This window comes from Gammaproteobacteria bacterium (assembly GCA_033720895.1).
Taxonomy (GTDB): Bacteria; Pseudomonadota; Gammaproteobacteria; order Natronospirales; family JAJUFS01; genus JAWWBS01.
In genome coordinates this window covers 1-25,089 of record JAWWBS010000009.1, presented here as the reverse complement: position 1 = coordinate 25,089, position 25,089 = coordinate 1, and the positions used below count along the sequence as shown (strand labels likewise).

At 61.0% G+C, this 25,089-nt stretch carries 26 protein-coding genes; 15 read left to right on the top strand and 11 right to left on the bottom strand.

Translation table 11 applies throughout. The annotated features are described in order from the left end of the window. Positions 1 to 5: 5 nt before the first annotated feature. The 5 genes from R3217_02730 to R3217_02710 all read right to left on the bottom strand — a co-directional run bounded on the left by R3217_02730 (position 6) and on the right by R3217_02710 (position 9,055). Complete coding sequence (locus tag R3217_02730; protein MDX1454349.1) at positions 6 to 5,393, bottom strand: Hpt domain-containing protein; 5,388 nt, start codon at positions 5,391 to 5,393, stop codon at positions 6 to 8. Between the two features lie 40 nt (positions 5,394 to 5,433). Then, positions 5,434 to 7,584, bottom strand: coding sequence for a methyl-accepting chemotaxis protein (locus R3217_02725; GenBank protein ID MDX1454348.1), 2,151 nt, complete (start codon positions 7,582 to 7,584; stop codon positions 5,434 to 5,436). 66 nt (positions 7,585 to 7,650) lie between these two features. Continuing rightward, positions 7,651 to 8,214 carry a chemotaxis protein CheW gene (locus R3217_02720; GenBank protein MDX1454347.1) on the bottom strand — a complete coding sequence of 188 codons (564 nt, stop codon included), beginning with the start codon at positions 8,212 to 8,214 and terminating at the stop codon, positions 7,651 to 7,653. A gap of 16 nt (positions 8,215 to 8,230) precedes the next feature. Continuing rightward, positions 8,231 to 8,602 (bottom strand): response regulator, encoded by a 372-nt coding sequence (locus R3217_02715; GenBank protein MDX1454346.1) that lies wholly within the window; start codon positions 8,600 to 8,602, stop codon positions 8,231 to 8,233. A 45-nt stretch (positions 8,603 to 8,647) separates the two neighbouring features. After that, complete coding sequence (locus R3217_02710) at positions 8,648 to 9,055, bottom strand: response regulator (GenBank protein MDX1454345.1); 408 nt, start codon at positions 9,053 to 9,055, stop codon at positions 8,648 to 8,650. 263 nt (positions 9,056 to 9,318) lie between these two features. On the opposite strand from R3217_02710, the gene gshB reads away from it, so the two are divergent. Genes gshB through R3217_02665 form a run of 9 tightly spaced genes read left to right on the top strand, consistent with a single transcriptional unit; the run spans position 9,319 to position 16,082 of the window. Next, positions 9,319 to 10,275: a glutathione synthase gene (gene gshB, locus R3217_02705; protein MDX1454344.1), complete on the top strand. Its 957-nt coding sequence runs from the start codon at positions 9,319 to 9,321 to the stop codon at positions 10,273 to 10,275. Then, positions 10,272 to 11,327 (top strand): FAD:protein FMN transferase, encoded by a 1,056-nt coding sequence (locus R3217_02700; protein MDX1454343.1) that lies wholly within the window; start codon positions 10,272 to 10,274, stop codon positions 11,325 to 11,327. The genes gshB and R3217_02700 overlap by 4 nt, the downstream gene beginning before the upstream one ends. Then, positions 11,327 to 11,686 (top strand): NusG domain II-containing protein, encoded by a 360-nt coding sequence (locus R3217_02695; GenBank protein ID MDX1454342.1) that lies wholly within the window; start codon positions 11,327 to 11,329, stop codon positions 11,684 to 11,686. Before R3217_02700 ends, R3217_02695 begins: the two co-directional genes overlap by 1 nt. Positions 11,687 to 11,689: 3 nt before the next feature. Continuing rightward, a complete protein-coding gene (locus R3217_02690) occupies positions 11,690 to 12,244 on the top strand; it encodes a Gx transporter family protein (protein ID MDX1454341.1) in 555 nt (184 codons plus the stop codon). A gap of 11 nt (positions 12,245 to 12,255) precedes the next feature. Beyond that, positions 12,256 to 13,182 (top strand): TonB family protein, encoded by a 927-nt coding sequence (locus R3217_02685; protein MDX1454340.1) that lies wholly within the window; start codon positions 12,256 to 12,258, stop codon positions 13,180 to 13,182. A gap of 55 nt (positions 13,183 to 13,237) precedes the next feature. After that, positions 13,238 to 13,804: a YqgE/AlgH family protein gene (locus tag R3217_02680; GenBank protein ID MDX1454339.1), complete on the top strand. Its 567-nt coding sequence runs from the start codon at positions 13,238 to 13,240 to the stop codon at positions 13,802 to 13,804. Next, positions 13,797 to 14,261 (top strand): Holliday junction resolvase RuvX, encoded by a 465-nt coding sequence (gene ruvX / locus R3217_02675; protein MDX1454338.1) that lies wholly within the window; start codon positions 13,797 to 13,799, stop codon positions 14,259 to 14,261. The genes R3217_02680 and ruvX overlap by 8 nt, the downstream gene beginning before the upstream one ends. Then, positions 14,248 to 15,177 carry an aspartate carbamoyltransferase catalytic subunit gene (locus R3217_02670; GenBank protein ID MDX1454337.1) on the top strand — a complete coding sequence of 310 codons (930 nt, stop codon included), beginning with the start codon at positions 14,248 to 14,250 and terminating at the stop codon, positions 15,175 to 15,177. Before ruvX ends, R3217_02670 begins: the two co-directional genes overlap by 14 nt. Before the next feature lie 23 nt (positions 15,178 to 15,200). Beyond that, positions 15,201 to 16,082 (top strand): dihydroorotate dehydrogenase electron transfer subunit, encoded by an 882-nt coding sequence (locus tag R3217_02665; protein MDX1454336.1) that lies wholly within the window; start codon positions 15,201 to 15,203, stop codon positions 16,080 to 16,082. A gap of 16 nt (positions 16,083 to 16,098) precedes the next feature. Here the strand turns inward: R3217_02665 and R3217_02660 are convergent, their stop codons facing one another. Genes R3217_02660 through R3217_02645 form a run of 4 tightly spaced genes read right to left on the bottom strand, consistent with a single transcriptional unit; the run spans position 16,099 to position 20,030 of the window. After that, positions 16,099 to 16,629, bottom strand: coding sequence for a hypothetical protein (locus R3217_02660; protein ID MDX1454335.1), 531 nt, complete (start codon positions 16,627 to 16,629; stop codon positions 16,099 to 16,101). A 53-nt stretch (positions 16,630 to 16,682) separates the two neighbouring features. Beyond that, positions 16,683 to 17,738: a PilT/PilU family type 4a pilus ATPase gene (locus R3217_02655; protein ID MDX1454334.1), complete on the bottom strand. Its 1,056-nt coding sequence runs from the start codon at positions 17,736 to 17,738 to the stop codon at positions 16,683 to 16,685. Positions 17,739 to 17,778: 40 nt separating this feature from the next. Then, the gene (locus tag R3217_02650) at positions 17,779 to 18,936 is read right to left on the bottom strand and encodes a PilT/PilU family type 4a pilus ATPase (GenBank protein MDX1454333.1); all 1,158 of its coding nucleotides are present in this window, start codon (positions 18,934 to 18,936) and stop codon (positions 17,779 to 17,781) included. Positions 18,937 to 18,986: 50 nt separating this feature from the next. Further along, on the bottom strand, positions 18,987 to 20,030 hold the full coding sequence (locus R3217_02645; protein MDX1454332.1) for a type IV pilus twitching motility protein PilT: 1,044 nt from the start codon (positions 20,028 to 20,030) through the stop codon (positions 18,987 to 18,989). Positions 20,031 to 20,130: 100 nt separating this feature from the next. Here R3217_02645 and R3217_02640 point away from each other — a divergent pair, with 100 nt between their 5' ends. The 6 genes from R3217_02640 (at position 20,131) to R3217_02615 (ending at position 23,718) form a co-directional block, all read left to right on the top strand. Beyond that, complete coding sequence (locus tag R3217_02640) at positions 20,131 to 20,820, top strand: YggS family pyridoxal phosphate-dependent enzyme (protein ID MDX1454331.1); 690 nt, start codon at positions 20,131 to 20,133, stop codon at positions 20,818 to 20,820. A 118-nt stretch (positions 20,821 to 20,938) separates the two neighbouring features. Further along, positions 20,939 to 21,781 carry a pyrroline-5-carboxylate reductase gene (gene proC, locus R3217_02635; protein MDX1454330.1) on the top strand — a complete coding sequence of 281 codons (843 nt, stop codon included), beginning with the start codon at positions 20,939 to 20,941 and terminating at the stop codon, positions 21,779 to 21,781. Positions 21,782 to 21,783: 2 nt separating this feature from the next. Further along, positions 21,784 to 22,341, top strand: a complete 558-nt coding sequence (locus R3217_02630; GenBank protein MDX1454329.1) for a YggT family protein — start codon at positions 21,784 to 21,786, stop codon at positions 22,339 to 22,341. Then, a complete protein-coding gene (locus R3217_02625; GenBank protein MDX1454328.1) occupies positions 22,338 to 22,631 on the top strand; it encodes a DUF167 domain-containing protein in 294 nt (97 codons plus the stop codon). Before R3217_02630 ends, R3217_02625 begins: the two co-directional genes overlap by 4 nt. 94 nt (positions 22,632 to 22,725) lie before the next feature. After that, positions 22,726 to 23,178 carry a DUF4426 domain-containing protein gene (locus R3217_02620; protein ID MDX1454327.1) on the top strand — a complete coding sequence of 151 codons (453 nt, stop codon included), beginning with the start codon at positions 22,726 to 22,728 and terminating at the stop codon, positions 23,176 to 23,178. A gap of 177 nt (positions 23,179 to 23,355) precedes the next feature. Continuing rightward, positions 23,356 to 23,718, top strand: a complete 363-nt coding sequence (locus R3217_02615; protein MDX1454326.1) for an HU family DNA-binding protein — start codon at positions 23,356 to 23,358, stop codon at positions 23,716 to 23,718. A gap of 62 nt (positions 23,719 to 23,780) precedes the next feature. Here the strand turns inward: R3217_02615 and R3217_02610 are convergent, their stop codons facing one another. Beyond that, positions 23,781 to 24,230, bottom strand: a complete 450-nt coding sequence (locus R3217_02610; GenBank protein MDX1454325.1) for a TerB family tellurite resistance protein — start codon at positions 24,228 to 24,230, stop codon at positions 23,781 to 23,783. A 1-nt stretch (position 24,231) separates the two neighbouring features. Beyond that, entirely contained in the window at positions 24,232 to 24,942 is a 711-nt protein-coding gene (locus R3217_02605; protein MDX1454324.1) for a hypothetical protein, read from the bottom strand. Positions 24,943 to 25,089: the final 147 nt, after the last annotated feature.

Sequence of the window (25,089 nt, the reverse complement as noted above, 5' to 3'; positions counted from 1 at the left end):
GTCAATCAATCCCAGCGTGTGCGTTCAGGGTTGAACTTTCCAACCAGTGACTGGATCTGCTCGACGAGTTCGCCTTCCTGGTAGGGCTTGCCGAGATACTTGTTGACACCGATTTCCATGGCACGATTGCGGTGTTTCTCACCGGTACGCGACGTGATCATGATGATCGGTATTCCCTGCAGGCGGTCATCATTGCGGATGTGCGTTGCCAGCTCGAAACCGTCCATGCGTGGCATTTCGATATCAAGCAGCATTACGTCCGGGATGCTTTCCTGCAGGACCGAGAGAGCATCAACGCCATCTTTCGCCGTGATCACACGCATGCCGTAGCGTTCCAGCAGGCGCTGCGTGACGCGGCGCACGGTGATGGAGTCGTCCACCACCATGGCCAAAGTACGTTCGTCTTCCTGCGCTTCCTCGCGTTCGCCGGCATCCAGCATCGCACCCTGTGCCTTGGCAGCAGCAGCAGCGCGAACGAGACCGGCGGCATCGAGAATGAGAAGGATCGATCCATCGCCAAGCAGCGTAGCGCCAGCGATTCCTCGAATCGAGGAAATCTGCGGACCGACCGATTTCACGACGATTTCACGGCTGCCCTGCATGCCTTCGGTCACCAGTGCCGAATTATGGTCACCCGCCTTCACGAGCAGCACCGGGATGGTGTCGAGCTCTTCCGGGAACTTCGGAATGCCCATGCCCAGCAAGGCAGACAGATGCTCCAGCGAGTATTCGTCGCCACCGTAGCTGAAGCTCGGGTTTTCGGAATCGAAGTAGGCCATCACGTCCTTGCGCGGCAGACGCACGATACCTTCGATGGTCGGCAGCGGAATCGCAAACGTATCGTCGGCAACCGTCACCATCAGCGCCTGGGTAATCGCAAGGGTGAACGGCAGGCGAATGACGAACTCGGCACCCTTGCCTGCCTGGGAAGCGATCACCAGTGATCCGCCCAGCTGTTTGATTTCGCTGTACACGACGTCCATACCAACACCGCGACCAGCGGCCTGGGTGATTTCCTCGGCCGTTGAAAAGCCGGATTCCAGGATGAACTGCATTACATCGTTGTCGGAAATCTTTGCACCTGGGCGCAGCAGCCCCTGTTTCTCGGCTTTCTTGCGAATGGCGTCGACGTTGAGGCCTGCGCCATCATCAGTGATGCGCAGCACGACTTCCGAACCTTCTCGCGTGAGGTTGATGTAGACGGTGCCTTGCTCGGGCTTGCCGGCCTTCTTGCGCACCTCTGGACTTTCGATGCCGTGCACCACCGAGTTGCGCATCATGTGCTCGAGCGGTGCCAGCACACGCTCGAGGATCTGGCGGTCCATCTCACCTTCTGCACCAGACAGTTGCAGCTCTGCCTGCTTGCCAATTTCGTCTGCCGTTTGCCGGACAATGCGGCGCAGGCGCTGGGCATGCTTGGAGAACGGCACCATGCGGGTGCGCATGAGGCCGTCCTGCAGCGCCGTGTTGACCCGCGACTGCTGCAGCAGCAGCGTTTCCGCCTCGCGCGACTGGTTCAAGAGCAGGCCCTGGATGGACACAAGGTCGGAAACCGACTCGGCTAGTGCGCGGGAAAGCTGCTGCAGGGTGGAATAGCGGTCCATCTCCAGTGGATCGAATTCCTCGGTACGTTCGAGGCCTTCCTTTTCCCACTGCGACAACACCTGTGCCTCGGTTTCGATTTCGAGATTTCTGAGCTGCTCACGCAAGCGAACCACTGTCTGGTCCAGCTCGGCGAGGTTGAAGCCGATGGTGTTGACCTGCTGCTCGAGACGCGAGCGATAGATGGACACCTCACCGGCGTTGTTGATCAGGTTCTCGATAAGGTCGGCGCGCACTCGAACCACTTCCTGCTGGATACGGTTCTGGTTGCGCCGATCGAAATGGATCTTGGGATCAAACGGCTCGCCCGGCAGGCGTTCACGCTTGCCGAAGTCGCTGACAGCCATTTCCGGCTGCGCCGTGGATTCCGGCTCCGGTTCCGCGGCTTCCGTTGCAGCTTCGGCAGATTGGCTCGGCGCCTGCGCGGCAGCCTCGCTTCCATCGACCGAGGACTCGCCCTCCGGCGCATCCTCGCCACGCATCAAAGCATGGAATTCATCGACAAGGTCAGATGCTTCGACGATCGGCGCCCTGCCCATCACCTGCTCGTTCATGCGATGCAGTCGGTCGATGGCACGCTGCATCAGCGAGAACATTCGAGTGGATACCGGCAAGTGACCGTCCGTCACCTTGGCCATCAGGGTCTCGATTTCGTGCGCAAGGTCGCCCATCGGGGTGATGCCCGCCATGCGTGCGCCACCCTTCAGGGTGTGCAGCAATCGTTGCAGTTCCTCGACCGGTTCCACATCGTTCTGGGCGTTGCTCCACTGCTCGAGGGCAGCATCCGAACCTTCCAGGACTTCACTGGCTTCCTCGAGGAAGACCTCTGCCAGCTCCTCGTCGAAATCCTCCAGTTCGTTGATATCGACAACTTTCAGTTCCCGCGGCGGAGCTGGCGGTGCAGGTGCAGGCGCAGGCTGGGAAGAGGGTTTGCTGGTCGCCTCGCCTGCCGTTTCGCTGCTCGATGCATGCGCTTCGGTTGCGGCAATCAGCAGCTTGCGACCCTTGGTGGTGGCCTTTTCCAGGCCTTCCACTGCTTCGAAGGATTTTTCCAGCGAGCTGACCTGGCGACGCACCACGCCGATGATTTCCTGCAGCAGGGCAATGTCTTCCGCCTGCAACGGCTGCTGGTTTTCGATCTGGATCTTGAGGTACTGCTCGAACGGGTCGACCATCTCGGAAATGCTGTGAGCGCCCGCCATGGCAGCACTGCCATTCAAGGTATGCAGGGCTCGCAACAAGTCATCGATGATTTCCTTTCCGGTGGCCGCCTCGCCCGACTCGACGTAATTCTCGATCTTGTCGACCAGTGCCGAAGCCTCTGCGCTGAAGATGCCATAGAGCACTTCGTCCATTGGCAACTTGCCAGTCGCGGTGCTGGTCTCCGGCGGCGGTACGTCTTCCTCCACGTCCTCTTCGACGGGCTCCTCGATCGCCGGGGCCTGGTCGGTTGCCTCTTCGACGGCTTCACCGATTTCTTCCGCAGCATCAACCATGGTCGCGCTCTGGCGATCGATTTCGCTTTCTTCCCCGGACTCGGCTTCCTGCCCGCTGGCGATAGCGTTGGCACGCTCCATCAGTGCATAGGGATCGAAATCCGGTTCGGTTCCGACTTCGAGTTGCTCGATCAATTGCGGCAATTTCTCGATCACCGACTCGATCAGGTCGAACATCGCATCCGACGGGTAGATCGTCTGGTCGATGACGCGGTTGAGCATGTTCTCGATCGACCAGGCAAATTCGCCGATAAGTTCCGCGCCGACCATGCGGCCACTGCCCTTCAAGGTATGGAAGGAGCGGCGCACGGTGCTGAGGGAATCCTGGTGCTCGGGGTTTTTCTTCCAGTGCGGGAAATGCTCCTGCAGGGAAGCCAGCTCCTCGCGGCTTTCCTCAAGGAAAATCTCGACAATTTCCGGGTCAACCTCGTCAGGCTGCGGACCGATGGAATGCGATCGCTCGACGGGGGCCGGCGCCGGCGGAGCCTTGGCAGCCGGCTCAGGGGCGGCGGCTTCGGGCTTCCTGGCGGGCTCCGGCGGAGGCGAAATGCTGTCTTCGGGTTCGGCATCGTCGCTATCGGCGTCGTCGGGAACGTAGCCGAGCGGGAAGCCAAGGGCCTTCACGCAGCTCTCGGCATTGTCCAGCATCGACTCCGGATAGCCGCGACCCTGTTGTACGGTTTCGAGGTAGAACTCGACGCTGACAATGGCATCTGCAAAACGGTCAAGATCCGCATCGGACGGGGTCTCGGAACTGCCGAAGATGCGTTGCTGGATGTAATGCCGGACCGATTCGAGCAGGTCGGCAGCGCGCTCGATTTCGAGCAATCGCAGACCGGCCTGGATCTGGTGAATCAACGGCGGCACCGGCCGCAGGATTTCGTCCTTGGTCGGCGACTTGATGAATTCGGAAATGGCATCCTTGACGCGCGCCAGGTTGATGATCGACTCGCGAATGACCGCCGACGATACCTGGTTGAAATCGGCTTCCTCGACACGCAGGCCCTGGGACTCGTCGTCTCCCGGCGTGGCGCTGTTTTCGCGGAAGACGGTCTCGACCATGCGCTCATCCAGGCTGGATTCGACGCGAATCAGCGAGCCAGCGATGTCCATCAGGATGTTTTCATTCAGCTCCTGGGTGCCACCGATGATCTTGTCGAGAAGCTGGCGATCCGCATCGATGCGCTCACGCAGCGAGCCAAGACCGAGCACGCCGAGCGTGTCCGACACCTTCTTCATGAGCTCGGCCAGTCCGGTCAGTTCGACAGGATCGTTCTTGCCCATGCGCACGAAAATGTCGAGCGTGTCCTTGACCCGCGCCAGGTCTTCCTTGATCGCGGCAGACACCGTCTTCATCAGGCTTGCATTGGGGCCACTCATGTCCTGGCTGGCCCTGCTCATGTCCTCGTCGCTGGGCAGCAACTCGCCAAGGCGGAAAGCTTCCTTGATGCCACTGACACGTTCGCCCGTCGACGCGGACTTGCCGACGTAATACAGCAGGTTGTTGATCAATTCGGACGGCGGATCGTCATCAAGCGCATCTTCGCCCTGGTCGATGACGCGCTTGATCTGGCGATCGACCTGGCCAAGCATCTGCTTCAGGCTGACACTCGCTTCGATACCGCCGTCGACCAGCGCCTCGATGGTGCCACTGACCACCCACCACAACTGGAAACTCATCGGCGAGGTCGCCGCCATTTCGAACTGCTCGGTGATGTCCTGAATCTGCTTCAGGGTTTTCGCATCACCGGACTTGAACCAGCCGAGCAGCGCCTGCTGGAATTTCGAGCGCAACTTGCTGGCGATTTCCTTGATGTCGCCCTGCGGCTGCTGGTCGCGGGCTTCGATAGTCTGCTTGCCACGATCGCTGAGACCCTGCGCGAAGACAGTGGACTCGGACAACAGCGCTTCGCCGCGTACCGATCGCAGGTCATTGAGAAGGGAAAGCAGGGCGAGTGGAAGATCACGCTGGCCGCTGACAATGCGCTCCAGGTAATCCGGCAATTGCAGCATGGCGCGCATCAGGACTTCGTACGCGTCCTCGGGCTCTTCGACCTTGCCGTCTACCAGCGCCTTGGCGACCTGCTCCATTTCCTGGGCAAGCATGGCAGCGCCATAGACTTCCACCATGCGCAGGGTGCCCTGCACCTGGTGAAGCGCGAGCAGGCACTCTTCAAGCTTCTGCTTGTCGTCCTGGTTCTCGACATAGGCTTCCAGCGCATGCCTTGCGCGCAGCAAGGTGCTGTCAAGCTCTGTCTTGATCCAGAGTAGCGAGTCTGATGCTACCTGCGTCATGCGCTCCGTCCTGCCCTAAAAGGACTTGATATACAGCCGCTCAAGCGTTCTGTTCTGCTTCTGCCTGGTCTTCGTCAGCCGGCCATTCGGTGTTGTCCGATGGCGCTTCGATCTTGTCCTGCTCGGCATGCATCTCGGCCGTCATGACCATGGTCTCGCCACCATCCATGTTCGGCAGCTTGAAGCCGGCGACCGACTTCCGGAGCTCGGTTGCCAGCGTTGCCAGCTTACCGATGTTGCGCGCCGTGGCCTGCGTGCCTTCCGAGGTCTGCGTCGTGATTTCCTGAATCACGTTCATGGTCCGGGACACGTCGGTTGCTGCAGTCGCCTGCTGGCGCGCGGTTGCCGAGATGGATTGAATGAGTGTTGCGATGTGGTTGGAGACCTTCACGATCTCGTCCAGTGCGGAACCTGCGTTCTCGGCAAGTTGCGCACCGCTCACCACGCCCGCGGTCGATTGCTCCATGGAGATGACCGCTTCGTTGGTGTCGGTCTGAATGGTTTTCACCAGGGCTTCGATCTGGCGTGTTGCATTGGCGGAACGTTCTGCAAGGCGCTGGACTTCGTCGGCCACGACCGCGAAGCCTCGGCCGGCTTCGCCTGCCATCGATGCCTGAATTGCCGCGTTAAGTGCCAGGATGTTCGTCTGCTCGGCGATGTCGTTGATGAGTTCCACGATGTCACCAATTTCCTGTGACGACTCACCCAGTCGCTTGATGCGTTTCGATGTTTCCTGAATGGTTTCTCGAATGCTGTTCATGCCGTCGATCGTGCGACGCACGGCTTCACCGCCCTTGTTCGCGATTTCCACCGACTGCTGCGCAACTCGGGTAGACCGGTCGGCATTGGCGGACACCTGCTCGATGGATTTCGCCATGGTCGAAATCTGCGAAGTAGCCTGCTTGATCTGCACCGTCTGGTTTTCCGATGCGTCTGCCAGGTGCGATGCGGTGGCCTGCGTCTGGCGGGCGGCTGCATCGACTCGGAGTGCCGTGTCGTTAACGGTCAATACGAGGTCACGGAGCGCTTCGATTGCGAAGTTGATGGAGTCGGCGATGGCGCCCGTGATGTCCTCGGATACCGTTGCCTGGACGGTCAGGTCACCATCTGCCAGCGAGCCAAGTTCGTCCAGCAGGCGGAGAATTGCTTCCTGGTTCTTGGCCTGCTCTTCCGCCTGGCGCTCGGCCGCCTTTCGCGTATCCGAGGCGACGGTGTACAGGAAGAACTGCAGTACGAACGCGATAAGACCGATACCAAGACCCACCCAGCCGTATTCCTGCTTGAACACGGTCGCATCCTGGCCTCGTGCGAAGGTCGCACGAATGGTACGCGTCGCCGTCAGCATGTCGTCCCGCTGCGAGATCAGCATGGCCTTGGCGGCATGCGCCTGAACCAGCGTGCCACCCAGGGAATTGATCGTCTCGACAGCGCCCTTGATTCGCGTGTAGAGCGTGTTGGCCGCGCGAATTTCGTCGCCAGCCGTGCTGTTGATGATCGGGGACAGGCCGAACTGCGGATCGCCATCGAACATGGCATTCATGATCTGGGCAAAGTAGGCGCTGTCACTGTCAATGCGGTTGGCCGCCACGGCAATGTTGCTGCCGCCACGCACCAGGGTGTTCAGGTCACGCAACAGCCGCTGGCCGAACGCACCCTGGCGACCCAGGTGGTAAAGCCAGGTGCCACGATTCTGCAGCGCAGCGTCGGTGGACAAGGTGTTGAGAATGCCATCCAGCTGCGCCAGCAACTCGGGCATGTCATTGTTGACCTGGTTGAGATTGTCGTTGGCAACGTTGGCCGAATCCTTGGCCGCCAGCACGACGCTCGCAGCATCGCGAACCTGGCCCGACCAGATGGTTGCCAGGATCTGGACTTCATCCTTCAGTTCGCCGGTGGCCCCGCCCCAGGCACCCTCGCCTTCGACCATCTGGCGGATGTTCCGCTCGAAGGACTCGCGACTGGTCTGCAAGGTCTGGAAGGCATCACGATCACCCTGCAGTGCCGCCTCCGCCGAGCCCGGAATGTTCTGCGACACCGAGCCGACTTCCGAAAGCATCTGCATGAAACGATCTTCAGCGTTCGAGTTGAGCGCGATGTTGAAATAGACAAAGAACGCGCCACCCACACCCAGAACGGTAATCACCGTCAGGATGACACCAAAGGTTCTGGATCTCGCCTGCGTCGTAGACATGATTCATCCCACCCTAAAAAACAAATACCCAATCGCTACCGCGCGCATACAGTGCACACTTCATTCTCAGTCGGCAGCCTGCAAAAATGTCTGGCTTTCAACCAGACGCCCGAAATCCATCACATACCAGGTCTCCGAGCCACGCTCGAAGCTGCCCGTAACAAAAGGTGTCAGCGCGGATTCCAGGCCTGATACCTTGTTATTCAAATCACCTTGATCGAAACGGCGAAAGCCCCTGACTTCGTCGACCATCAGGCCGGCAGGAATGTCTTCGTGGTTGACTGAAATCACGCGGGTGTTGCGTCCCGGCAATGATTCCTGACCACCGAAAAATTGCTGCAGATCGATGATCGGCAGCAGCTGGCCACGGACATTGGCGAGCCCCTTCAGCCAGTCCTTGCTGCCCGGCACCTTGGTGGCACCGGGATAAGTCATGATCTCGCGTACTTCACGGCGTTCGCTGACAAACAGGTGCTCGCCCACGCGAAAACCGACGCCCACCCAGTCGGTGGCAGCGCCGGTTTCCAGGCCACGACCAGCCGCCGCCTTGATGCAGCGCTGCTCCAGCGCAACCAGCAACTCGAAGGGCTGGTCGCGAAGTGCCGTGAGTGAGCTTGCCGTTTCCGTCATCTGCCAGCGCCCCTGGTCAGCCCTTCGAGGCCAGTGCCTCGTTGACCTTGTCGACCAGCTGCTTCTCGGTCACCGGCTTGACCAGGTAGTCGTATGCACCCTGGCGCATACCCCAGACCTTGTCGGTTTCCTGATCCTTGGTCGTGACAATGACAACCGGGATGTTCTGTGTCTCGGCATCCTTTGCCAGCTGACGGGTCGTCTGGAAGCCGCTCATGCCGGGCATGACGACATCCATCACGATCAGGTCCGGCTTGGCTTCCTTCGCCACCTTCAAACCAGTCTCGCCATCCTCTGCGATGACCGTCTCGAAACCGTTCTTCTCCAGGTGCGTTTTCAGCACGTGGACTTCGGTAGGTGAATCATCAACGATGAGTACAAGGGCCATCTTGGTTTCCTCCAATCGAATTTGTTTCTTTATATATCCAGGGAATCACGCCGACTTCTTGACATGATTCTGAATCGCTCCAAGCAGCTCGTCCTTGGTGAACGGCTTGGTCAGGTACTGCTCGGATCCGACAATGCGCCCGCGCGCACGGTCGAACAGTCCATCCTTGGAAGACAACATGATTACCGGCGTCGACTTGAACATGGCGTTATGCTTGATCAATGCGCACGTCTGGTAGCCATCAAGTCGCGGCATCATGATGTCCACGAAAATGATGTCCGGCCGGTGGTCGGCGATCATCGCCAGCGCCTCGAATCCATCGACGGCGGTCACGACTTCACAGCCTTCCTTCTTGAGCAGTGTTTCGGCAGTACGCCGAATGGTCTTGGAGTCGTCAATGACGAGCACTTTCAGACCATCCAGTCCGGATTCTTGCGCTTCGCTCCCCACCAGGACCTCCAAAAATCCCCTAACCTTGTCCGCGCACCAAGCATCATCGCTCTGCAGCGGACGCATCAGTACATAGATGGCTTAACATAACGGAATGGCAACGGGTTGCCAATCAAAGCCTTATGCACGATACGCTGCGCCTGTATTTCGTATCGGCATTCGTGTCATATTTGAGCTTTTAGCACAAGTTATTCGCTTAATCTATTGAAATACAAGCAAAGACGCCAAGCGGCGAAAAATCTCTGCCACCCGGGAGCAATAGCAGCATGTCAAGCCAGAAGAAGCGCCTTGCGGTGGTGATGGACCCCATCGAGCACATCACCCCCTACAAGGACACAACCCTTGCCTTCCTCCTGGAAGCGACTCGGCGCGACTGGACCCTGGAATACCTTGAGCTGGGCGGTCTTTACCTGCGCGATGGCAAGGCTTTCGGGCAGGCCGCGTCTCTGGCAGTGCGTGACAGCACCGACGACTGGTTCGATCGGGGTGACCATCGCGAACTGCCGCTGGGCGACTTCGATGTCATCCTGATGCGCAAGGATCCGCCCTTTGACCTGGAATTTTTCTACGCCACCCACATTCTCGAGCAAGCCGAGCGCGACGGCGCGCTGGTCGTGAACCGGCCACGCAGCCTGCGCGATGTCAACGAAAAGCTGGCCATCACGCAGTTTCCGCAGTGCTGCGCGCCCACCCTGGTCACCCGCAGCATCGGCCGGCTGAGAGCCTTCCTCGCCGAGCAGGAGCACATCGTGGTCAAGCCGCTAGACGGCATGGGTGGCGCCGAGGTCTTCGTGGTGCGCCCGGGTGACCCCAACACCAGCATGATTTTCGAATCGATCACGCGGAACGAAACCCGGCAGATCATGGCGCAGCGCTTCATTCCGGAGATTGCGGCAGGTGACAAGCGCATCCTGCTGGTGGACGGGGAGCCCTTCGACCATGCCCTGGCGCGCATTCCCGCCGAAGGCGAATCGCGCGGCAACCTGGCCGCTGGCGGTCGCGGCGAAGGGGTGCCGCTGACCGAGCGTGACCGCTGGATCTGCAGCGAGGTGTCGGCATGGGCAAAGGAGCAGGGCCTGCTGTTCGTGGGGCTGGATGTGATCGGTGACTACCTGACTGAAATCAACGTCACCAGCCCGACCTGCGTGCGAGAACTCGACGCACAATACGATGCCAACATTGCGGCACTGCTGTTCGATGCCATCGAGCAACGGCTGCCATGAGAAGCGCATGGATCCAGGCCACCTGCCTGGCCTTGCTGGCCAGCCTGCTACTGGCATGCCAGCAAGCTCCACAGCCCGAGCGTCGGCAACTCTTCGCCCTCGGCACCCTGGTCGATCTCACTGCGTATCCCGGCCAGGCTGACCACGTGGCTGCTTTCGATGCGGCAGAAGCCGCGCTTCTCGAGGAAGATGCCCGCTGGAGAGCCTGGCCGAATGCGCTCAAGCAAGCTGCCGACCTGGCCACCCTCAATCAGTCGCTGGCGGCCGGCGAGTGCGTGACCCTGTCGGAAGCCATGGAAGACGGGGTCCGCAAGGCCCGCGAACTGGCGGTCAGGTCGGGCCAGCGCTTCAATCCCGCCATCGGGCGGCTGGTGGAAGCCTGGCAATTTCATCGTGACGAGCGCCCGCCAGCACCCCCGCCAGACCCGGCCAGCCTGCAAGCCCTGCTGGCCGAATTGCCGAACATGAACGACCTGGAGCAAACACCGGCAGGCTGCTGGCGCAGCAACAACCCGGCCCTATGGCTGGACATGGGCGCGTTTGCAAAAGGACTGGCCGTCGACCGCGCCGCCGATGCCCTGCAAACCAGTGGCATTGACAACAGTATCGTCAACGCGGGAGGCGACCTGGTGGTCCTGGGCAGCGCCGCCGGGCGGCCATGGCGGGTCGGTATCCGGGAAACGCGCGGTGACGGCGTGCTCGCCGTTATCGAAAGCCAGGGCCGCGAGGCCATTTTCACGTCGGGGGACTACGAGCGGGCCTTTGAATGGGAGGCTGCGCGTTACCACCACATTCTCGATCCGGCGACCGGCATGCCCGCGACGGGAACGCACTCGGTCACCGTGATTCATGCCGACGCGGCCGTCGCCGATGCGGCGGCAACCGCCATTTTCATCGCCGGACCGGATGCCTGGCTGAACACGGCCCGACAGCTGGACGTACACCAGGTGCTGCGGGTCGACGCCAGCGGCGATATCGAAATGACCGCTGCCATGGCCACCCGCGTGACACTCGCGACCGACAGCATGGCTGCCATCACGGTGGTCGACTGATGTGGCGGCCCGGCGACGTGCTGGTCGTGCTCGCCGGTGCCGGGCTGGTGCTGGGCCTTGCCGTCGGCATTTACAGTAACGACCGGATCGACTCGGTCCATATCGTCAGCCACAGCCATGGTCCGCTCGACCTTCCTGCCTGGCAGGAAACCCGGCTCGATATCGAGGGACCACTCGGTACGACAAGCATCGAGGTCGACGGCGGCCGAGCGCGAATCGTCTCCTCGCCCTGCCGCCAGAAGCTCTGCATCAAGCGGGGCTGGCTGACCAGCGCCGGCGCTACCGTCGCCTGCCTGCCCAACCGGGTCAGCGTTTCGCTGCAAGGCGCAGACGCCGACATCGATGCTCTCGCGTTCTGATCCATGCAGGAATCCGGCCACCAGCCCGAACGATTCACGGCCCGCGACCGGGTCATTGCCGGCTATGCCGCCATTGCCATCGCCGTGCATGTACTGGAGGCCGGCATTCCCTCGCCCCTGCCCGGGGTCAAGCCGGGACTGGCGAACATCATCGTGCTGCTGGCACTGCTGCGGCATGGCATCTCGGTCGGCATCCAGGTCTCGCTGCTGCGGGTCCTGGTCGGAAGTCTCGTGATCGGCACATTCATGACACCAACGTTCATGTTGAGCCTGGCCGGAGCACTGGCGAGTCTCGCGGTACTGGTCGCCGGCGTGCAGGTTCCGCGGCGCCTGCTGGGGCCCATCGGCCTCGCCGTGCTGGCTGCCCTGGCGCACATGACAGCCCAGTTCCTGTTGGCATGGAGCGTGTTCATTCCCCATACCGCACTGTTGAACCTGTTGCCACTGTTGTTGCTGGCAGCACTGCTGAGTGGCCTGGCAACCGGTATACTGGCGGCGAAATTGCTGGATCGCATGGAACGGATCGCGCCGACCGGCGCTGGAGGACACGCGGGTTGAAACAGGTGGCCATGAAAGAATTCCTGCCCCAGGCAGCGAAGATTTCCTCGGCCGAGCGCCTGGTTACGACGCTGTTCTTCGCCATCATGATTCACGGCATGGTGATCCTCGGCGTCACGTTCACCGGCGAGGAGCCCGCGGTCGCCGACGGCAACACTCTCGAAATCACACTGGTACAGACTCGCCGCAGCGATATTCCCGAGGAGGCTGACTACCTGTCGGACCAGAGCCAGCAGGGGTCCGGCAATACCACCGAGCGCGTTCGGCCCGAATCGGCCATGAGCAGCCCGGACACCATGGCGCTGGAAGGACTGCCCGACGGCATGGACGTGGAGAACCGCCTCGAGGAGCGGCTGGCCGACGACGCCCCGGAAACCGATGAGCGGGACCTGCGCCAGGATGGCGGCGAGCGCGCCATCACCACGACCGGTGAAAGCCCGCTGCAGGCAGCCATGGCCGCCGAGGCGCCGGCACCCGCCGAGCAGCGCTTGCTGATCGCCCGGCTGATGACACCGGGGCTGGATGTTTCCGAGCCGGTGAACGAGACCAGTCAGCGTCCGCGCGCCTACGCGGACAATCCGCGCGAAAAATTCATCGCCGTCAACACCCGTGAATCGATCTATGCGCGCTACCTCGACGACTGGCGCCAGCGGGTCGAGAAAGTGGGCAACAGCAACTACCCGGCAGCCATTCGCGACAAGCAGGGCAGCCTGGTCATGGAAGTTGTGCTGAATGCCGATGGCACCATCCGCGACCTCGAGGTAAAGCGGCGTTCCGGCTTCCCCGAGATGGACGCGGCAGCCCTCGACATCCTGCGCACCGCCTCCCCCTTTGCGCCGTTCAGTACCGAGATGCGAGCCGAGGCCGATGTATTGCGCTTCGTCTACGAGTGGCGCTTTGGCACCGACGCCGGGGGCAGCGTCCGGGCATCCCGCTGACGCTTGCTCGCCGGGCCAGCTTGAGGGTGCCGGCCGAAAGGCCGATACTGGCCGCATGGAATCACCGCATCTCGACCTGACCAATCACTTCCTGATCGCCATGCCCAGCATGGATGACCCGAATTTTTCGCAATCCGTCACCTACATTTGCGAGCACGGCGCCGAGGGCGCCATGGGCATCGTGATCAATCGACCGATGGAAATCAGCCTGGGTGACGTGCTGGAGCAGCTCGACATCAATCACACCGGCCTGCCTGCGGAGCAGCAACCGGTCTATGCGGGTGGACCGGTGCTGGAAGAGCGCGGCTTCATCCTGCATCGACCACGCGGCGAATGGGAGTCGTCCTTGCAGGTGACACCGGAGATCTCGGTGACTACGTCCAAGGACATCCTGGCAGCACTCGGCGAAGGTCGCGGCCCGGCGGACGTGATTTTCGCACTGGGTTATGCGGGCTGGTCAGCAGGCCAGCTCGAGCAGGAAATGCAGGACAATGCCTGGCTGTCGGCGCCAGCGAGCACCGACATCCTGTTCAAGACCCCGCCAGCACGTCGCTGGCTGGAGGCAGCCAAGCTGATCGGCATCGACCCCCGCCTGCTGTCCAGCAACAGCGGCCATGCCTGACACCCCTCTCGACTCGCGACCGATTCTGGCCTTCGACCATGGCCTGCGGCGCATCGGTGTCGCCGTCGGAAATGCGCTCACGGCAACGGCATCTCCTCTCACGACGCTTGCCGCGCGGGATGGCATTCCCGACTGGGATGCCATTGGCACGATGCTGGCCGAGTGGCAGCCGCGCGCACTGCTGGTGGGTCTGCCGTATAATCTCGACGGCTCGCGGCAGGACATGACCGACCGCGCCGAAAAATTCAGTCGCCGACTGGCGGGGCGCTTTCAAATGCCGGTTCACCTGGTTGACGAGCGACTGAGCTCGGCCGAGGCCGAGCAACGCCTCAAGGAACTGCGCCAGGCAGGAAGCCGCAAGCGCGTAGCCAAGGGCGACATCGACAGTGCCGCCGCCTGCATCATCCTGGAGAGCTGGCTGGCAAAGGAAGGACAGGACACGCATGCCGCAGATTGACCAGAACGGAAGACTCGCACATTTGTTGACGCTTGACGGCCTCGGCGCCGCCCGGATCTCGGACTTGCTGGAGCGAGCGGCCGCTTTGCAGCAAGGTGCTGCACCGGCAGCGCATTGCCGTGGCCGCACCGTGGCCAACCTGTTCTTCGAACCCAGCACTCGCACGCGCGCCTCCTTCGACCTCGCTGCCCAGCGACTTGGCTGCCACGTACTGAACCTGGATCTCGACACTTCTTCCACCAGCAAGGGCGAGACCCTGCTCGACACGGCCAGGACACTCGCCGCCATGGGCGCCGATGCATTGGTCATTCGGCACAAGGAAGCCGGCGTGCATGCCATGCTGGCAGAGGCCCTGCCGGACACGGCGATTCTCAATGCGGGCGAGGCGCACCTGAATCACCCGACCCAGGGACTGCTGGATGCCCTGACGGTGCGGCAACGGCATGCCGATTTCAGCCAGTTGCACATGGCGATTGTCGGTGACCTGAAACACTCGCGCGTGGCGCGCTCGGCGGTGCACGTGTTTTCGCAACTGGGCATGGGCGAGCTGCGCCTGGTTGGACCGGATGCCCTGCTGCCGGAAGCCGACCTGCCAGGCGAACGCTACACCGACATGGACGCCGGCATTCGCGACTGCGATGTCGTGATGATGCTGCGCATCCAGAAAGAACGCATGACAGCCGGCAATATTCCGGATGCCTCGGAGTACGTCACCCGCTACGGTCTCGACGAGCGCCGCCTTCAGCTGGCGCGCAAGGACGCCCTGGTCATGCATCCCGGGCCGATGAATCGCGGCGTGGAAATCAGCGATGCGGTCGCAGATGGTCGACAGGCCGTCATTTGGAAGCAGGTCGAAAACGGTGTTGCCGTGCGCATGGCCGTCATCGAAACCCTGCTGGCCGGACGTCCGGCTTGAACCAGGATTCAGGAGATATCGGAATGGATCATTCGCACCGCGGCACCATTTTTGTCGAGGATGCCGAAGTGCTCGAACACCGGGCGTTCGATGGGGACCAGCATGTGCTGCGCGTGCGTGCACCCAAGTGCGCCGCCCGGGCAAGGCCAGGCAGCTTCGTGCACCTGTCCTGCGACCCGGCCCTGCCCATGCGTCGACCGATGTCGATCATGCGCGTTTCACCGGAAGATGGCTGGGTGGAGATGCTCTACAAGGCCATCGGCGAAGGTACTCGCTTGCTGGCGAAGCGCAAGGTTGGCGACGTGCTCTCGATGCTCGGTCCGATCGGCGTGCCGTTCAACCTGGATCCGGCACGGCCCCGTCCGCTGCTGATTGGTGGTGGTGTCGGCATCCCGCCGATGGTGTTCATTGCCGACGCCCTTCGCAAGGACAGGGCCACTGGCTGGAAACCCTTCGTCATCATGGGCTCTGAAGTACCGTTCCCCTTCAAGGTCCAGCCATCGAAGATCATGGTTCCCGGCCTGCCGGACGGCGTGATCGGCGGCATGCCGCTGATGGATGACTGGAACATTCCGTCGCGACTGGCCAGCCTGCAAGGCTATGCCGGCTGCTTCGACGGCTATGTCACGGAGCTTGCCGCCCACTGGCTGGATTCGCTGGATGAAGAGCAGAAATCGGAAGTCGCCATTTACAGCTGCGGCCCCACACCCATGCTGAAAGCAGTCGCAGGACTGGCTGCCGATTACGGCATCCCCTGCGAAGTCTCGCTGGAAGAGCACATGGCTTGCGCCGTAGGAGGCTGTGCCGGCTGCGTGGTCAAGGTCATGACCGACGACGGGCCGGCAATGAAACGTGTCTGTGTCGACGGGCCGGTGTTTGCTGCCGAAAAGGTATTTGCCCGCTGAGCCAGCAGCTACTGCCCTACAGTGCGTACCCGAGGATCAGCAGATTCGTGTCGGTATCGCTGCGCCCGGCAACGACGTTCTGCCGCTCCACCCTGAGGCTGAATGCACCAAACCGCGCTCCGACGCCGACACCGAACGTCCTGCCGGTCAATTGCCTGTCACCCCGCCACTGCGTAAAGCCGACCAGGCCATAGGGCTCGAACCAGGGTGCCAGCGGCCAGCGGAAACGCGCATTCGCCGCAACAACTTCACCAAGATCGTTCTCGTAGACACCCTCGTATTCGCCCGTGACCGTCGCCGTGTCGCTGTCGGCCTTGCCTATCCGGAAATCGAGGGAAACGTACTCGTTGGTGCGCCGCGAAAACCCGATCATCACGGCCGTGTGATCGTAGGTCAGTGCCGGGAAATAGGTACCCCGTGCATTGATGTACTCGGCATCGTAGGTGATGGCGATGTCCATGTAGGAAATCGTGAAGTCGCTCTGCGACTCCTCCCCTGCATGTGCGACGCCCGACAGCAGAACCAGGAAGATCAATGCTTTTTTCATGGCATTCCGTCCCATTCGATTGAATTCTCGCTCCCCGCCACGGACGTGCCGGTTCAGCCGAAATTGATCTTGGCCTCCAGGTTGGCTCTGGAGTCGGCGTTCCGCAGCGCTTCTTCCAGTTCGATCTTGCCCGACTGATAAAGTTCATAAAGCGAGTCATCGAATGTCTGCATGCCCTTCTCGGGGCTCTCCTGCATGGCTTCCTTCACCTCGTCGATCTTGCCCTTGAGGATGAGGTCAGCGATGTGCGGCGTGTTCAGCATGATTTCGACGGCAGCCACGCGCTTGCCATCCTTGGAGGACACCAGGCGCTGCGAAATGATGCCGCGCAGGTTCAGCGACAGGTCCATGAACAACTGCTTGTGCAACTGCTCCGGGAACATGTTCACGATGCGATCCATGGTCTGGTTGGCATTGTTCGCATGCAGGGTCGAGATAGCGAGGTGGCCGGTGCCGGACAGTTCCAGCGCCGCTTCCATGGTTTCGCGATCGCGGATCTCGCCGATCAGGATGACGTCAGGTGCTTCGCGCAGCGAGCTTTTCAGGGCGTTGTGATACGAATGGGTGTCCTGGCCGACTTCGCGCTGGTTGACGATGCAGTTCTTGTTCGGATGGGTGAATTCGATCGGGTCCTCGATGGTGAGGATGTGCCCGGAGGTGTTCTCGTTGCGGTGATTGAGCATCGCCGACAGCGTGGTCGACTTGCCTGATCCGGTTGCACCCACCATCAGCAACAGGCCGCGCTTGTGCATGATCAGGTCCTTGAGCACCTCGGGCATTTTCAGCGACGCCAGCGTCGGCACCTCGGACGGAATGTAGCGCAGCACCATGGCCACCTGGCCGCGCTGCTGAAAGACATTGACGCGGAAGCGGCCGACACCTTCCTCGGAAATCGCGAAGTCGATCTCCAGGTTGGATTCGAAGAACTGGATCTGATCGTCATCCATGATGCCGTAGGCCGACTTCCGGACGGTGTCCGCATCCAGCACCGTCTTGCCGACCGATACCGCCTTGCCCTCGATCTTGATCTTCACCGGCGCATTGGCAGTGAAGTACAGGTCGGAAGCGTTCTTCTCGACCATCAGCTTGAGTAGTTGGGAAATGTTCATGTCCGCTCAAATCCTTGCTGTTGCGGCGAGTTCCGGGTGATCAGAGCCGGTTGCCCTTGTCTTCCTCGATCAACTGCAAGGACGATTCGTCATCCTTGCCCGGCTGCTTGGTGCTCTTGCTTTCGAGCTTGATCCGGAGGCGCAGCTCGTTCTGCGAGTCTGCATTGCGAATCGCCTCTTCGTAGGAGATCTCGCCAGCCTCGTAAAGATTGAACAGGGCCTGGTCGAAGGTCTGCATGCCCAGCTCGTTGGACTTGGACATGATCTCCTTGATCTGCGCAACCTCGCCTTTGAAGATCAGGTCCGCAATCAGCGGTGAATTCAGCATGATCTCGAGAGCTGCAGAACGTCCCTTGCCACTGATATGCGGAATGAGACGCTGGGAAACGATGGCCTTCAGGTTCAACGACAGGTCCATCAACAACTGCTCGCGGCGTTCTTCAGGGAACAGGTTGATGATGCGATCAAGCGCCTGGTTGGCGCTGTTGGCGTGCAGGGTCGACAGGCAGAGGTGGCCGGTTTCCGCAAACTGCACGGCATATTCCATGGTGTCGCGATCGCGAATCTCGCCGATCAGGATGACATCCGGCGCCTGGCGCAACGTGTTCTTCAGCGCTGCATGCCAGTCTTCCGTATCCACACCGACTTCGCGCTGGGTGATCAGGCAGCCACGATGCGGATGCACATACTCGACCGGGTCTTCGATGGTGATGATATGGCCGCGGGTTTCCTTGTTGCGCACGCCGAGCATGGCAGCCAGCGACGTCGATTTACCGGAGCCGGTGCCACCCACGACAATGACCAGGCCACGCTTCGACAGGACCACATCCTTCAGGACAATCGGCAATTTGAGCTCGTCGAAGTCGGGAATGTCGGTGGTGATGGTACGCAGCACGCAACCGGCGCGGCCCTGCTGCACGAACGCGTTGACGCGAAAGCGGCCGATACCCTGCGGGCTGATGGCGAAGTTGCATTCCTTGGTCGAATCGAACTCCTTGGTCTGGCGATCATTCATGATCGCGCGTACCAGGATCGCAGCCTGGTCCGCCGACAAGGGCTTGTCGGTCACGGGCGTCATCTGGCCATCGATTTTCATGGCCGGCGGGAAGCCCGCCGTGATGAAAAGGTCGGATCCGTCCTTGGACTTCATCGCCCGCAGCAGGTCCTGCATGAATTTGATGGCTTGATCGCGTTCCATGGTGTTTCTCCGTCAGCAGCACCTGGCAACAAGGCCGGCGCTCGCGAACATTACATGAAGGTTTCCTTGTTGGCCGCCTTCGAACGGGCATCTTCCTTGGTGATCATGCCCTTCTTGAGCAGGTCCTGCAGGCACTGGTCCAGCGTCTGCATGCCCACGGCCTGACCGGTCTGGATGGCGGAATACATCTGCGCAATCTTGGCTTCGCGAATCAGGTTCCGGATGGCCGGCGTGCCGATCATGATCTCGTGCGCGGCCACACGACCGCCACCGACCTTCTTCAAAAGCGTCTGCGAAATCACCGCGCGCAACGATTCGGACAACATGGCACGCACCATGTCCTTCTCGGCTGCCGGGAACACGTCGACGATACGGTCGATGGTCTTGGCGGCGGAGCTGGTATGCAGGGTGCCGAACACGAGGTGACCGGTTTCCGCGCCGGACAGTGCCAGGCGAATCGTTTCCAGGTCACGCATTTCGCCCACCAGGATCACGTCGGGGTCTTCACGCAGTGCCGAGCGCAGCGCTTCGTTGAATCCGAGCGTGTCGCGATGCACCTCGCGCTGGTTGATCAGCGACTTCTTGGTCTGGTGCACGAATTCGATCGGATCCTCGATGGTGAGGATGTGACCGGCATCGTTTTCGTTGATGTAGTTGATCATGGCCGCCAGCGTGGTGGACTTGCCGGAACCTGTCGGCCCGGTGACCAGCACGATGCCGCGCGGCGTTTTGGCAATGTCCTCGAAGATCTTCGGCGCGTTCAGCTGTTCGAGGGTCAGGATTTCCGAGGGAATGGTTCGGAACACGGCGCCGGCACCGCGGTTCTGGTTGAAGGCATTGACACGGAAGCGCGCCAGCCCGGGGATTTCGAAGGAGAAGTCACACTCCAGGAATTCCTCGTAATCCTTGCGCTGCTTGTCATTCATGATGTCGTAGACCATGTCATGGACATCCGAATGCTCCAGCATCGGCATGTTGATCTTGCGTATCTCGCCGTCCACGCGAATCATCGGTGGGACGCCGGCGGACAGGTGGAGGTCAGAAGCGCCATTCTTGACGCCAAAGGCAAGCAGTTGCGCGATATCGACGGCCATCGGGTTCCCCTGGTGCTGATGGTTTGCTTCCGGCGCCTTGCCGCAGGGCAATCGCTCTGGAATGCTGTTTAAAGTATAGCTAACCGACTACCGAGGCAACATGACAGACCTTGCCAAGCGCCTGCAAGCCGTACATGAGCAAATAGTAGCCGCTGCGCGGGCTGCCGACCGTGATAAGGACGAAATCCGGCTGGTGGCCGTCAGCAAGACCAAGCCGTATTCCGCCATCGAGGAGGCCTGTGCACTGGGACAGCGGGATTTCGGCGAAAACTACCTGCAGGAAGCCATCGACAAGATCCGCCAGGCCCGGGAAGCCGGACTGGACGTCCGCTGGCATTTCATCGGCGCCATCCAGTCCAACAAGACCCGCGAGATCGCCGAGCACTTCGATTGGGTGCAGACGATCGACCGGATCAAGATCGCGCGTCGTCTCGACGAGCAGCGTCCGGCGGCGCTGGCGCCGCTGAACGTCCTCATCCAGGTCAATGTCGATGCGGAACCCCAGAAAGCCGGCGTGATGATGGATGAAATCACACCGCTCGCCGACTTCATCTCGGGCTGCCGCAATCTTCGCCTGCGCGGCCTGATGGCCATACCGGCCGCATCGGAAGACAAGGGCCGGCAGCGCGGCAGCGCCGAGGAACTGGATGCCTGCATGCGGCAACTGAACACCGATGGCTATTCCATGGACACCCTGTCGATCGGCATGACCAACGACCTCGATTCGGCAATCGCCGGCGGCAGCACCATGCTGAGAATCGGCACGGCGATTTTCGGCCCAAGGGTCTGATCGCGGTTCTGACCGCGGGTCGACCTGCAAGGATGACCCGAGCGGAAGCCCCGAGTTATCCTTGCAGCTCGGCGCCGTTCCGGGCGCGACCATTTCTTGGACACGGGACTCTCTAACAATGATGCAGGACACCACGATTGCATTCATCGGCGGCGGCAACATGGCCCGCAGCCTGATCGGCGGACTGATTGCCGGCGGCTGTCCGCCGGAGCAGATCTGGGCGGCCGACCCGCAAAAGGACACGCTCGACAGTCTCGAAGAAAGCTTCGGCATCCACGTGACACCGGACAATGCCGCAGCCACTGCGGCAGCCGATGTCATCGTGCTGGCCGTCAAGCCGCAGATCATGGGTGACGTGCTGTTCTCGATTGTCGATGCGGTACGCAGCAACAAGCCGATGATCATCTCGATCGCGGCCGGCATCACCGAAGCACTGATCAACAACGGCCTCGGTGGCGGTGCTGCCATCGTGCGAACCATGCCGAACACGCCGGCCTTGCTGCGCTGCGGCGCAACGGCGCTGTTTGCCAATGACGCGGTCAGCGAAGCCCAGCGGGAGAAGGCGGAATCCATTCTCCGCTCGGTCGGCATCGTACGCTGGGTCGAAGACGAAAAGCAGCTGGATGCCATCACCGCCGTTTCCGGCAGCGGGCCGGCCTATTTCTTCCTGCTGATCGAGCAACTCCAGAAGGCTGGCGAAGAACTCGGGCTGCCGCACGAAACCGCCCACCTCATGGCGTTGCAGACCGCCTATGGCGCAGCGCGCATGGCACTGGAATCCACCGAGGACCCCGGCGTGTTGCGCGAGCGCGTGACCTCTCCGGGGGGAACCACCGCTGCTGCCTTGAATCACCTTGCCGAACACGATTTTGCCGACATCTTCCGTAACGCGGTTCGAGCGGCCTGTGAACGCTCGGCTGAACTGTCCCGCGAAATCGAAGCCAGCGAGAAGGACGCATAAACATGGGCAGCAACCTCACGGGCGCAATCATCTTCCTGGTCGGGACATTGTTGAGTCTCTACACCATGGTGATCATGCTGCGCTTCGTCATGCAGTTGCGGCGCGTCGATTTCTACAATCCACTGTCGCAATTCACGGTCAAGGTCACGAGCCCGCTGCTGAGCCCCCTGCGGCGCATCATTCCGGGATTCCGCGGCATCGACATCGCCTCGCTGGTGCTGGCCTATGTCTTCTGCCTGCTGACCATCGCGATCATCCTGCTGATCGCCGGTGCCGGGATTGCCCCGGCCATGCTGTTCTGGTTCGGGCTCCTCAAACTGCTGCTCGTGACCCTGCAACTGTATTTCCTCACTCTGATCCTGCAGGTGATCCTGTCGTGGGTATCGAGTGGTGGCGTGCACCCCCTGATGGGCCCGCTGTGGAGCATCAACGAGCCCTTGCTGCGTCCGTTTCGCAAGTTGATTCCGCCACTGGGCGGCTTCGACCTTTCGCCACTGTTCGCGTTCATCCTCCTGCAGTTCCTGAGCTACCTGGTGCCCCTGCCCGGCATCCTGCGTTGAGCGAGGAAGCACCCTGGTCCCTGGAGCGCGACGACCTGTTGCTGCGGCTCAAGGTCCAGCCCCGGGCAAAAGAAACCGCCTGGGCAGGCCGGTTCGGTGATGCGTTGAAGGTGCGCCTGGCTGCCACGCCCGTTGATGGCAAGGCCAATGCGGCACTGCTGCGCTGGCTGGCCGGCGAATTCGGCGTACCGGTCGGCCAGGTCACCCTGGAGCGCGGCAGCAACACCCGCCTGAAGCGAGTGCGCATAAAATCGCCAGCCCGCTACCCCAGTTGTATCGAACAGACTTGAAATTCTTGTCAAAAAAGCGTGGTCTATAGTTTCAGAGACCGGCCCATCCATCTCCTCGGAAAGGGCCAGGCGCATCAACCCGGAGGATGTCACCATGTCGAAATTCCGTTCGCTCGTCGTATTCCTGGCCGCCCTGCTCGTACCGGGCGTTGCCGTCTCGGGTGGCACCGAGGACTTCGGTGACTACCGCGTTCACTACAATGCCATTGCTACCGATCGCCTCGCGGCCGACGTGGCTTCCGCCTACGGCATCGTACGCAGCAAGAGCCGCGCCATGCTGAACATCTCGATCACCAAGGACGTCCCGGGCACCACCGGCATATCCGTTCCCGGCAAGGTCAAGGTGGTGGCAAGCAACCTGACTGGCCAGGTCAAGGACCTGAACCTCCGCAAGGTCGAGGAAACCGGGGATTACGCAGCCATTTACTACATTGGTGAAGTCAGCGTTTCCAATGGCGAGACCCTGCGTTTCGACATCACCGTCACGCCCGAGGGGTCCGGCGAGAGTTACAGCATCTCCTTCCAGCAGCAGTTCTTTACCGAGTGATCCAGCCTTTCTGAAATTGCGGGGTAATTCGCAAGATGCGGATTACCCTGCAAATACAGGTAAAAAACGTCACACCTGTGTTTTCACTTGTGATATTTTTCTTGCCGGAACTTTCGCTTTATCAAGAAAAACGGCGGGGGTTTTTCTCGAACCATTCAACCTGAGGAGCTCAACCAGATGGCTGCCAAGAAAAAAGCTGCTGCGAAGAAGAAGACTGCAAAGAAGACTGCTGCTGCACAGAAGCCGCCAACCAAGTCGGAAATCTTCAGCAACATCGCTGACGAAACCGGCCTGACCAAGAAAGAAGTTGCGTCGGTCTTCGAAGCACTGAACGGCCAGATCAAGAAGAACGTCGGTCGCCGTGGTCCGGGCCTGTTCACCGTGCCGGGCCTGATGAAGATCAAGGTCATCAAGAAGCCCGCCACCAAGGCGCGCAAGGGCATCAACCCGTTCACCGGTGAAGAGACCGTCTTCAAGGCGAAGCCGGCACGCAAGGCCGTCAAGGTCCTGCCGCTGAAGGGCCTGAAAGACATGGTCTGATGCCCGTCGCCTGGCAACAGGTATCGCGCATGAAGAAACCGGGGCACTGCCCCGGTTTTTTTTCATTTTTCGAGGTACTGCTCGGCCAGGTGTTTCTGGCGTATGAATTCCGAATGTCGCACGTAGAGAAGATCTGCAATCCGCCTGACCAGCAGCTCTTCCTCCGGATCCAGGCTGCCATCGGACAATGCCACCTGCCAGAGCTGGCCGATGATCTCGCCGCGTTGCGACTCGCTCAACGCATCCACCAGCTGTCGGGTGAAGCCCTGCAGGGAAACCATGTGTTCCGCTTCGCGACCGGCGCGAGCCATCAACTCGCCGCGCTCCTCGTCATTCAGGTTGAAACGCGTACTCAGCAAGCGACGGACGACGTCCATTTCGGCGGGGTGCTCTTCCTTGTCGGCCCGGGCCACTTCGATCAGCAGGATGGCAATCGCCATGTCCAGCTCGTGACCCGGCTCGACCTTTGCGGTCGACTGCTCCCCCAGCAAGTGTCTCACCAGGTCCAGCATTTCAGAATCCGAAGCTGAACTTCAGGGAATAGGATTCGCTGTCACCGACCTTGTCGGCCTCGACCGCCAGCTGCAATGCCAACAGCGAAAAACGTGCGCCGACGTATTGCCGGGTCAGGCCGGCTTCGCTGTCCACCAGGCCTGTGGATGCTGCCGGGCTGGCATCGCCCCACACGCGTCCGACGCCGGCATACGGTGTGAACGGTCCGAAGCCCTTGGAGATGGAAAGGTCCAGCGAGCGCGTGTTGAGCGCCAGCTCGTCCACGCCCTCGAGACGCGTCGTGCTGACCCGCAGCCCCACGGCCGGCGTGGCGATGCCACCTTCGACCAGCGCATAGCGCAGTTGCGCGCCAACGATATCGACATTGGTCGACGGCGCCTTGGCCAGGAATGCGCCGACATCGAATCCCAGTGGCAGGCCCTTGTTCACGCTCAGCCTGGCCAGCGCCAGGTTCGACGTGCTGTCCCCGCTGGCCAGTCCCCAGATGGACTCGTTCGCGATGGTCACCGAGCTGAACTCCACGCCGACATCGAAACCAACAATGCCGTATGGCTCGGCAGGCTGCAGGCCCTTGTAGGAAACCAGCGCGGTCAGGTCTTCGTTGAGCAGATCGAACTGGGACTGGTCCAGCGTGCCGATCGCATCGAGATCATCTGCCTGTACCAGCAGCGGACAGCACAGCAGCATGGCGAGCATTGCGTTACGCAACATCAGTTTTTGCTCCATTCGTGATTTCAGGATTTCGAGGTCATGCCGGAGCATGCGTGACAATGGCTTCACGCAAGCTGTTGAGCTTGCCATGAAAGAAATGGTCGGCTTCCGCGAACATTTCGAAAGCAGGCGGCGGCTCCAGCCCCT

Coding starts and splice junctions, on each gene's coding strand:
- R3217_02730 (MDX1454349.1), bottom strand. CDS start 5,393: ATGACGCAGGTAGCATCAGACTCGCTACTCTGGATCAAGACAGAGCTT.
- R3217_02725 (MDX1454348.1), bottom strand. CDS start 7,584: ATGTCTACGACGCAGGCGAGATCCAGAACCTTTGGTGTCATCCTGACG.
- R3217_02720 (MDX1454347.1), bottom strand. CDS start 8,214: ATGACGGAAACGGCAAGCTCACTCACGGCACTTCGCGACCAGCCCTTC.
- R3217_02715 (MDX1454346.1), bottom strand. CDS start 8,602: ATGGCCCTTGTACTCATCGTTGATGATTCACCTACCGAAGTCCACGTG.
- gshB (MDX1454344.1), top strand. CDS start 9,319: ATGTCAAGCCAGAAGAAGCGCCTTGCGGTGGTGATGGACCCCATCGAG.
- R3217_02700 (MDX1454343.1), top strand. CDS start 10,272: ATGAGAAGCGCATGGATCCAGGCCACCTGCCTGGCCTTGCTGGCCAGC.
- R3217_02695 (MDX1454342.1), top strand. CDS start 11,327: ATGTGGCGGCCCGGCGACGTGCTGGTCGTGCTCGCCGGTGCCGGGCTG.
- R3217_02690 (MDX1454341.1), top strand. CDS start 11,690: ATGCAGGAATCCGGCCACCAGCCCGAACGATTCACGGCCCGCGACCGG.
- R3217_02685 (MDX1454340.1), top strand. CDS start 12,256: ATGAAAGAATTCCTGCCCCAGGCAGCGAAGATTTCCTCGGCCGAGCGC.
- R3217_02680 (MDX1454339.1), top strand. CDS start 13,238: ATGGAATCACCGCATCTCGACCTGACCAATCACTTCCTGATCGCCATG.
- ruvX (MDX1454338.1), top strand. CDS start 13,797: ATGCCTGACACCCCTCTCGACTCGCGACCGATTCTGGCCTTCGACCAT.
- R3217_02670 (MDX1454337.1), top strand. CDS start 14,248: ATGCCGCAGATTGACCAGAACGGAAGACTCGCACATTTGTTGACGCTT.
- R3217_02665 (MDX1454336.1), top strand. CDS start 15,201: ATGGATCATTCGCACCGCGGCACCATTTTTGTCGAGGATGCCGAAGTG.
- R3217_02660 (MDX1454335.1), bottom strand. CDS start 16,629: ATGAAAAAAGCATTGATCTTCCTGGTTCTGCTGTCGGGCGTCGCACAT.
- R3217_02655 (MDX1454334.1), bottom strand. CDS start 17,738: ATGAACATTTCCCAACTACTCAAGCTGATGGTCGAGAAGAACGCTTCC.
- R3217_02650 (MDX1454333.1), bottom strand. CDS start 18,936: ATGGAACGCGATCAAGCCATCAAATTCATGCAGGACCTGCTGCGGGCG.
- R3217_02645 (MDX1454332.1), bottom strand. CDS start 20,030: ATGGCCGTCGATATCGCGCAACTGCTTGCCTTTGGCGTCAAGAATGGC.
- R3217_02640 (MDX1454331.1), top strand. CDS start 20,131: ATGACAGACCTTGCCAAGCGCCTGCAAGCCGTACATGAGCAAATAGTA.
- proC (MDX1454330.1), top strand. CDS start 20,939: ATGATGCAGGACACCACGATTGCATTCATCGGCGGCGGCAACATGGCC.
- R3217_02630 (MDX1454329.1), top strand. CDS start 21,784: ATGGGCAGCAACCTCACGGGCGCAATCATCTTCCTGGTCGGGACATTG.
- R3217_02620 (MDX1454327.1), top strand. CDS start 22,726: ATGTCGAAATTCCGTTCGCTCGTCGTATTCCTGGCCGCCCTGCTCGTA.
- R3217_02615 (MDX1454326.1), top strand. CDS start 23,356: ATGGCTGCCAAGAAAAAAGCTGCTGCGAAGAAGAAGACTGCAAAGAAG.
- R3217_02610 (MDX1454325.1), bottom strand. CDS start 24,230: ATGCTGGACCTGGTGAGACACTTGCTGGGGGAGCAGTCGACCGCAAAG.
- R3217_02605 (MDX1454324.1), bottom strand. CDS start 24,942: ATGTTGCGTAACGCAATGCTCGCCATGCTGCTGTGCTGTCCGCTGCTG.